Annotated in this window: 8 protein-coding genes; 4 read left to right on the forward strand and 4 right to left on the reverse strand. The window is 42.3% G+C overall.

Annotation, left to right across the window (positions count from 1 at the left end; genetic code table 11):
- On the forward strand, nucleotides 1–266 hold a 266-nt coding region (locus tag C505_RS23265), incomplete at its 5' end, for a transposase (RefSeq protein ID WP_018694200.1).
- Nucleotides 267–407: 141 nt separating this feature from the next.
- Entirely contained in the window at nucleotides 408–788 is a 381-nt protein-coding gene (locus C505_RS0120760) for a hypothetical protein (RefSeq protein WP_018694556.1), read from the forward strand.
- Between the two features lie 10 nt (nucleotides 789–798).
- Here the strand turns inward: C505_RS0120760 and C505_RS0120765 are convergent, their stop codons facing one another.
- The 4 genes from C505_RS0120765 to C505_RS0120780 all read right to left on the reverse strand — a co-directional run bounded on the left by C505_RS0120765 (nucleotide 799) and on the right by C505_RS0120780 (nucleotide 7,010).
- Entirely contained in the window at nucleotides 799–1,488 is a 690-nt protein-coding gene (locus C505_RS0120765) for a hypothetical protein (protein ID WP_018694557.1), read from the reverse strand.
- Between the two features lie 67 nt (nucleotides 1,489–1,555).
- The gene (locus tag C505_RS23270) at nucleotides 1,556–4,258 is read right to left on the reverse strand and encodes an RHS repeat-associated core domain-containing protein (RefSeq protein ID WP_018694558.1); all 2,703 of its coding nucleotides are present in this window, start codon (nucleotides 4,256–4,258) and stop codon (nucleotides 1,556–1,558) included.
- Nucleotides 4,259–4,275: 17 nt separating this feature from the next.
- The gene (locus C505_RS0120775; RefSeq protein ID WP_018694559.1) at nucleotides 4,276–6,474 is read right to left on the reverse strand and encodes a LamG-like jellyroll fold domain-containing protein; all 2,199 of its coding nucleotides are present in this window, start codon (nucleotides 6,472–6,474) and stop codon (nucleotides 4,276–4,278) included.
- A 170-nt stretch (nucleotides 6,475–6,644) separates the two neighbouring features.
- Nucleotides 6,645–7,010 (reverse strand): hypothetical protein, encoded by a 366-nt coding sequence (locus C505_RS0120780; RefSeq protein ID WP_157369268.1) that lies wholly within the window; start codon nucleotides 7,008–7,010, stop codon nucleotides 6,645–6,647.
- A 137-nt stretch (nucleotides 7,011–7,147) separates the two neighbouring features.
- Between C505_RS0120780 and C505_RS0120785 the strand changes: the two genes are divergently transcribed.
- The gene (locus C505_RS0120785) at nucleotides 7,148–7,612 is read left to right on the forward strand and encodes a hypothetical protein (RefSeq protein WP_157369270.1); all 465 of its coding nucleotides are present in this window, start codon (nucleotides 7,148–7,150) and stop codon (nucleotides 7,610–7,612) included.
- Nucleotides 7,602–8,075: a hypothetical protein gene (locus C505_RS0120790; protein ID WP_018694562.1), complete on the forward strand. Its 474-nt coding sequence runs from the start codon at nucleotides 7,602–7,604 to the stop codon at nucleotides 8,073–8,075. The genes C505_RS0120785 and C505_RS0120790 overlap by 11 nt, the downstream gene beginning before the upstream one ends.
- Nucleotides 8,076–8,964: the final 889 nt, after the last annotated feature.

The following is an 8,964-nucleotide window of genomic DNA, read 5'->3' on the forward strand; positions in this document are numbered from 1 at the left end:
ACGACTTTCCAGCGGAGCACTGGCAACATATTCGAACGACAAATCCAATCGAGTCCGTGTTTGCGACGGTTCGTTTAAGAACCACGAAAAGTAAGCATGGTGGCAGTCGAAAAACGACACTGGCGATGGCTTATAAGCTGCTGGTAACCGCACAAAATAAATGGCGTCGATTGAGAGGCTACCGCCTTCTAGCGGATGTCATTGCAGGGATCGAATTCAAGGATGGAGAAAAAGTAACGTCGGATGATCAACAGGATGCTGCATGATCATGTCATACACCAGATTTGACTATAGCTCGAGGAGTGCTTGTGCCCCTTGTTTTAAAACGTCGTTCAGTGGATCTATTTCTGGTGATTTCAGTGGTGATACTTTATGATTTGCCATGTGGTGTTTCTCTTTGTTGACTATTGATTTGCGAGATCAATCAACAGATTAGCACCACATTCTTTTTCTCACCTTATACACCAGAAATCATCATAGCTCCAGCAGTAAAAGTCGGGCAGGGTGAACCCATCAAAACACTGCGCAAAACCTACGGCACCCCAACTGAAGCCACGCAGGCGGCAAACGCTGAGCTCAAAGCACTGGCGCGTGGTGAATTACACGGTAGTCTGACCCTGATTGGCAATCCCAAGCTTGTCGCAGAGGGTGTCTTAAACATTGAGGGCGTGACAGGCTTTGTGGATGGAAAATATATCGCGAAGCGGGTAGAGCACGAAATTAGCGGGAGTGGGTATCGCTGTCGGGTGGATATTGAGCTGGGGAAAGCTACCAGCAAGGGCTGGTAGCTATATGTAATCAAGAGACTGCATAATCCTCTAACAAGGATTGTGCAGAGTGCTTAATACTGACTCTGTGAGTTCCCTTTATCGGGTGGTATTCCACTTTATCTGAATGAGATATTACCTTGTGTAATTGCTCAATTGCAGATTCAATTTTGGCTGCTTTTTCTATGGTTGGAACATAGGATGTTTTAAATTCAAATCCATCGAGCTCGAACGAAAATTCAAGGCTTATTTCTCTTTTTTGTACACAATCATGTAATTCTTCGAAAATAACTCCTTGTTTTAAAGATAAATAAATATCATTTATATTTTTTATTGCTTGGGATTGAATGTCACCACCAAAAAATTGCGTTTGGATATCAATATATTTTAAATCATCAAGACATAGGTTTCTCTTATCAATCTTATCTTTATCCCAAGCTCCATGCCTTATACATAAGTTTGGCACTTCGTTAGGGTTATCTTGTTCAAATGATGGTAGGTAAAGGCCGAAAAATTTAATCTTTTCTTTTGTTTCGATAAGATAATATACGCTTCGTTCAAATACTTCCTTGGTATCATTAAACTCTGCGCTTATTAGATTAACATCAGATAAAAGTACACGGACATAGTTCTTGAGCAAGGATAGGTTTACTTTTTTTCTACCAAAATGAACATTAGCAGTTTCATTTATAGAGTTCTTTTCCCAAGGGATCATCTTCATATTTCCACTCTTTCATAGAAGTAGCATTAACTAATGCCACTTCTATGGGTTATATCATAAACAAATATCAAAATTTAAAGTCATCTAAATGGCCTTGCCATTCAGGTGGAACTCCTCTACCTTTCTTTGGAAGTGTCCAGATATTGCCCTCTTTATCAATGTAAATATCTAACTTAGAATCTCCAATACCATCTTTCAGATCATGAGGATCTACCCCATTATTTTTTAACCATTTATCTTTAGGCTTCTTTAACGGCTCAACAGGTTTTTCTGGGCAAGAGCTATGATTATCGGAGTCATCCGAATTAGAGTCATCATCTTTAAAATAAATGTAACCAGCGTAGCCTAAAACTCCGACCATAACTACACCACCGATCACTTCTCCACCAGGTAAAGGCCCGTCAGCAGCACTAGCAGCTCCCCAGAATGTTAATCCCCCTTTGATAACTTCACCAGCACCTATTGCTGTTAAGCCATCAGGATCCACATAACTCACCGGGTTCCCGCTCACATAAGCGAACGTATTCAGACCACCGTTCAGACCAATTGGGTCACTCGTGATGTAACGACCTGTGCTTGGGTCGTAGTAGCGGAAGTAGTTGTAGTAGTTGCCTGTTTCGCTGTCGAGGTATTGACCTGGGAAGCGGATGTTCAGGACGAACTGGGTTCCGTCACCATCGACATCACTGTTCGCATCACCTAAGCCAAATGCATCGGACGCCCAAGACCAGATTTTGGTTTTGTCTTTGTTCGTTGCAATGCGTGGTGCGCTTAGGTGGTCACTGTGAATGTAAGTGGTGGTGTAGGTGTTGCCTGCTTTGTCTACCGTTGCAATCAATAAGCTACCCAGCCACACATAATAACGCGTACTTTGCAGCTGTTTGGCGCTGTCGTAGTTCTGTTCCATCAACAGTGCGCCGCTAATACCGTAGAAGTATTGGCTAAAACTGCCGTCAGCTTTGGTTTTGCGAACGCGCTCACCCTTTGGGTTATAGACGTATTGGCCTAAGACCGACTCTTCGCCATCTTTTTTGACTTGCCAGAGACGACCGTTTGCATCGTAGTTGTATGCAAAGCTTCTCTGGTCTGTCTTGGTTTTGCCTTTTTCATTGATGGTGACGTCGGTACCACTGATGTTGGTCAGTTGGTTGTTGGTCTCCCCGTATTCATAAGCATCCGTATTGCCATCTTTGGTGCGCTCTTTGCGGTTATGCACACCATCATATTGATAGCTGTCATCCCGCTTGGCATTTTGCTCAGACGTCAAACGGTCCAACTCATCATAGCCATAGCTGGTGTTATCGTGGGCAGACTCAATGCCTTTGATATTCCCAACCGCGTCATAGCTGTAGGTCAGGTCTTGAATGCCTGGAATGACTTGTTTTTGCAGCTGGTAGTTTTTGTTGTAACGACGAGTCATGGTGAGACCATTGTCCCACGTTAAACTCGTGATACCCCCGTATGGCAAGTATTCAATGTTTTTGGCTAGCTCAACGTTCTTGCCTTGGTACTTGGCTTTGACGCCTGTGACTTGGCCCTGTGCGTTACGGACATATTCGATATCCAGGCCCGGGTAGGTGAGGGACGTCACACGGTTATTTGCGTCATAGTCATAGCCGAATGTGCGTTGACTCTTTAAGACATCGTGCGTCAGCGCTACGATATTGCCAAATACATCGTATTTGTAAGCCACAGAGGCTTGTTTAGTGGAGAGTTTGGTGAGACGGCCAACTCCTTTGTTCCCATTGGTGGTGTCATCGTACTCAACATTCAGCGCAAGATTGGCGTCTGCACCGGCTGAGCCTTTGAAACGGTTCAGCGCATCATAACGGTAAGTCCAGGTATCGTCTTGAAGGAGGTTCCCCGCTGCATCATAACGATAATCGACTTTGCCTGTGTCAGGACTATTGCGCTCAATCAAATCCCCAAAAGCATTGTAGGTGTAGGTTGTGGTGACACCGCGCGGGTCTTTGACCGATTGAATTTGACCTTGTGGGTTGTAACGGATTTCGGTTTTTCCACCCAAGGCATCCGTGATGGTTTCCAGCTCATTAAAGACGGAATAATCCATTTTACTGGTGCGAGATTTGGCATCAGTATTCTCAACCACATTGCCGTTTTTATCGTATTTGACCTTGGTTTCTTTGTTGTAGGCATCGATGTAGCTACGAATACGACCGAGTTCATCAGTCAACGTACTTTGTTGATACACCACCGTACCGTCCGCGTCTTTCGTCAACTGAGTGGTTTTACGGTTCTTAAAGCCACTGCCGATATCCACCATCTCGCGGTCGATTTGCATGACTTCACCAGCGCTGTTGGTGATGGTCTCTAACTTCATCGATGCGCTGTAGGCGTATTTCACCCAGGTGCTATCAGGGAGGGTAATTTGTTCGATTTGGCCATTCGGGGTGTACTTAAACTGCCAAACACGACCATTGGTTGTAATGCGAGTCACTTTGCCCCAAGCGTCATACGCGATGACACTTTCGATACCATTGGCATCAATGACTTTTTGTGGTTTGCCAGATGCATTGTGGTCTTGGTACTGCACGGCTTGACCCAGTGCATTCACCACCTTGGACAAATGCCCATCAGCCGTATATTCGAAATGCGTCTTATCGTTGACATCCACCCGCGGTCCATCGACCATTTGAAGCTTGTTGGTGCCTTCAAGGTACGCATAAGACACAGAGCGAGAGTCTGTATCCGCCAAAGCCAACGAAGAGAAAAGCGCAAACGAAAGCGCAGATAAAGAAAATCTGTTCATGAGAGTACGGCTCCTGATTATTGTTGGCTTGCTTGGTATAAACGAATGATTTCTTCTTCCGTCAATACACGGTCAAAGGTTGCGATACGACCGACCTGGAAGTCACCCTTAAACATATCTTTTCCATCAATGGCTTGCCCCATGGTGAAAAAGTCTCTATCCATGACAGGGGTTTCCCCGCCTTTTTTGGTAAATTCCAACTTATCATTGATGTAGAATTGGTATTCACCATTTTTGTATGTGATAGTCAGCAGCTGATATTGATTAAACTGGATCCAACCAACGTTTTCTTTTAGGAAGTAAACATGATAGTCCTGACCACGAGAGATATAACCAAACTGGCCTAATGACCTTGTTTGCATCAAAGCTAAATTATCTTGTCCAACATAATTTCGATAACCATTGTGGGCGTGGAAGTAGGTTTGATATCGAATTGTCCCCACTGGGTTCACCCATGCAGACCAAGTAAATCCGTTTTCAATTTCACTTTTTGGAAGTTTACCCATATCGATATATGCTTTGCCTGCAAGATTGAGATATTTCGCTGATACCGTTGAATTGGATGAATCAACTATTAACTCAGACACTTGTGTATTTTCTTTGAGCACAATCGAGGCATTGTGATGCCCACTATGGTCGAGCAGCTGGAGTCCTTCCCTGTTATCAAGGGTGTAATGTCTGGTTGGCTTGAGCTGCGCGATTGAAAATGTTAATTCATCATGAGACAAGCCTTGAGGAAATGCTGTCATTCCATTGTTCTTGGTTGTGATAGCTGCAGTTGTATTACCACTTTGATCATGTTGATACCTAGTAAGCGTGCTCGGGGTTAATGTTGCCTTGAGTTTTCGATTTGCATCCCAATGATAAAGGGTGTTTTGTGCTTTCGATGTGCCAGCACCCTCTGATTTTTTGGTCAGCAGTCCTTTATCGTTGTACTCAAATGTTGTTGTTGTACCATTCCAGTCGGTTTGGCTGAGCTTACGGCCTGCTTTATCGTAGGTATAGGCTTGATTTGCTGCCAGACAATGGGTCGATGGTTCTCCTTCTACTTTAAGCAGTTGTTTGATGTCATTGACTCGGCCAAAATGATACTTTGTTTTCTTCCCCCATTCATTTGTTGTGACGGTTAAGCGCTTTGATGGGTATTCAAAGGTCATCACTTCATCGAGCGATGCTAAACTACTCGATTTGACTCGCCCATCCGCGTGGTAAGTGATTTCTTTATAAACTTGTCCATCAGGATTGATAACAGATGTGATCGCTCTCGGGTATTTCGGATCTTCATAGCGATAACGCTTGGTTTTTCCATTGATATCAAGCGCAATAAGACGCATCTTATCATCATATTCAAAGCTGACTTGCTTTTGATTGGGCAAGGTCATGCTGAGGGGTTGTAGTGTTGTTGGATCACGCTGGATGTCGATTTTTTTATTGGCATAATCGACTTTGGTATTTTTCTTTTTACGAATGATTTGAACTTCGTTATCGGCTTTTCGAGGCTGCTTTTCATCATAATAGACAAAGGGTTGGCTATTCACATAGTTGACCGTTGTTGCTCTTTTGTAAGGATGGCGCTTGAGCGGTTTGTTCACATGACGCTCTGTGATCACGCCATTGACGTAAACAACCGTACCATATTTGATCCCTAATGGAGCAAGCGCAGCTGTGACAATGTTTTTGCTGGTTGGTGCATAGTTATCGCGCCAGTAGCCATGGGAAGAGTCATAACGGAGCTTAATATTGATATTGTCTTCTTGATACAGGTTTTCGACAAAGAACTTAGAGCCCGTCTTCAGATTGACAGGGTTTGCTGTACTTGAATCACAATCTGAATCCTCATTCATGTCACCTGGAACAATTTCACCCCCACCATAGTTTGGTAGCAACTGGCCCCCGTATATATTCAGTGGTTCTGACATAGGGTAGCCGTGATCATCGACACCATAGTAGCCAGAACAGCCCACCGAGTACCATACGTTGCCAAATTTATCCACGCTACTTGAGTATGTGTATTCTTCTTTTCTTCTTTTTGCTGAACGACCTTCGACACCAGAAGCCATTTCTAAAACTAAAGAATACCCATGAGAAAAAATCTTACTACAATGTGACATTACTTCAGAAGCGGGACAATTGTAATAATCTTTACAAGGGCCTGCATATGATTGAGTAGAAAAGGCAGTAAATAGGAAAGCAGTGGTAACTTTAAAATACTTCATCCAAACCTCATAAAACGGCGCCACCGTGGCGCATGGGAAAAATCGACGCGCGTATTATACGGAAGTGTGGTTAAATATCAATCAAAAGGTTAGTTTTATGTGAATAAAGTGATGAATTGGTTATGTTTTGAGTTTTGGGGGTAGGGCGGTTGGAAAAGCTTTAAGATTGACTATTCACAGTCACTTTGAAAAATTAACCAATCAAAGATTAATTTTTCGCTATTTTGAGCACGAATATCACTTGAGTATTTTGCCTGGATATTGATTGTTTCCGGGTGATGGGGGCTTTCGAATAGGTATTCACAAGCAGCAAGTTTAATTGCTTGGCGAAAAGGTTTGGACTCAAGCGGTTTGTTTGCGTCATAAACGAAGTAAGCAGAGTTAACACCCGCACCAGCTTGAAGGACAGCAGGGAACTGAACTTGAATTTTACTCATCTTGTCAGCGATTAAAGCTGAATTCTCATAGTCGAAGTAACACTTCTGAAGTGCTCCAAGCATGAGTAATATGGTGACCCCGACAATTCTGAACTTCAATGGTTTACCTCGATGACAGCTTCGTTTGAAAGAAGATTATCCCATGGTTTTCCAACAGACACCAACACGCCACAGTATCTGCCGTCGTCGGCGGAACGGTTTCATCCCTGACAGGTGGTAAGTTTGCCAATGGGGCGGTGACAGGTGCTTTGCAGTCGTTGATGAATTTTAGCTCGCCAAGTAAGTACAAAAAACAGAGAGCGAAAGCTATAAAGGCAGTGAGAGTGATAAAAGCTGTAGATTATGAACTTGAACACCTTAAAGATATGTATAGTAATCATCGTTCGGAGTTGAGAACGATGATGGAGTACAATGGTTTCGAAGGTGGAGAGAGAGAACTTCAAATCGCTGTACTATCAATAGAGGCAAATCTGAATGCAATTAAATCTGATGCTGTTAGAGTTGCTTCATATGACTTTAAGGATGCATCTAGTCTTAATTTATCAGAAACGAAGTCATTCAATAATTCGATAACAACATCGCTCAAGGTCTTGAAGGGGCTAGTGCCTTTCTTTTTTGCGGAGAAATCTGTAATAGAATACTCACCGTCTTACAAATGTAATGGTGCGACATGTAGAGTCGAGGAATTTTATGTTAAATAAGTTTTTATTCAATAAAGCTGTGGGTGTATTTTTAATGTTCGTGCCTTTATTGGGTTGTGCGAAAAATACCCATCAAGAGATCAATTTTGATGGGTGCATTTTACCTTTGCCGATTCATTATCAAGACACCAGTGATCAATTAAAAGATGGTGAGATCCGTCGTTTATTCGATAAAGAAAGGAGTGAAATAAATTCAATTGAGTTATATGACAATGCAGTTTTCCCTTACTACAAAACAGAATTTGATGAAACAGTCATTCGAATCAAAGATGCTGGAGTTGAATTGATCATCAATCAAATGAAGATCCCACATGTCAAAGAATTACCTAAACGAGTCGTGTTGATTAGTAAGGATAGAAATTTGAATTTTCTTCGGATCAAAAGCAGTGATATTAGGAAGATACTTAAAGGATGTATCAGTGATAAGCTTATAGGGGCAATAGAAAGAAATTTGAATAATTAGCTATTTATCAGCAGCCCCCTTCAGGGCTGCTTTCCTCTCCCAAAACCCCAAAATAATCAACAAATTACACCCCGCCTTAGTCCGCATGGTTCAAGGGCTGCACTGACAACGGCACCTTGGGGAGCGCCCGATTTTAAAGGCTTTCGCTGATTTATCATACCCTTATTTCATTTCCCAAAATGTCCCAAAATCACCGTTTGGACCGTGAATGCGTCCAAAAAATCTGCACGTAGACCCCCTTTTTAGGGTGAAACTGCACGTGTTCTGCACGTGAGATTTTTTGTGAATTTTTTATTTCCCTGTATTGGGTATTAGAAAAAGTATGGTGTCTTTTGATTCAGGGCTGATTGGGGTTTTAGAGAAAACTTGTACTTTTGAAATACCCTTGTTTCCATACCCCATCCATGAGCGGGGGACGTTCGGGGGACATTTTTTCTCATAACTTTTCACGGAAAATGATTTTATCTAGTAAAAACAGCTAGATAATAAAAACACGAAAAAATGGCGCACACCCTTATTTTTGTATAAATATATTTACAAAATCAGGGGTAACTTTGAGAATTATCATCACTTCATTTCAAATAAAATCGCAAAGCCTATAAAAAATAAATGAAATTATTATCCTGGATAATCTGTGAATTTGTGTTCTCACGCCTATTTTTTGTTAAATAAATTAACAATTGAAGGTCATTTTCTCTCGATTTTCTCGCAGATTTACCCCAAAAATCGCGATTTTCTAACATTTTTAGATCATATTAAAAGGCGGAAAAATCGTGATTTTGGTGTTTTGGGAGGTGGGGTAAGATATTGATAAAGTTGACGAAACCCAGTGTTTTTGGGCGCTCCCCAAGGTGCCGTTGTCAGTGCAGCCCTTGAACCATGCGGTTCA

Origin of the sequence: Algicola sagamiensis DSM 14643, assembly GCF_000374485.1 — a bacterium.
GTDB lineage: Bacteria > Pseudomonadota > Gammaproteobacteria > Enterobacterales > Alteromonadaceae > Algicola > Algicola sagamiensis.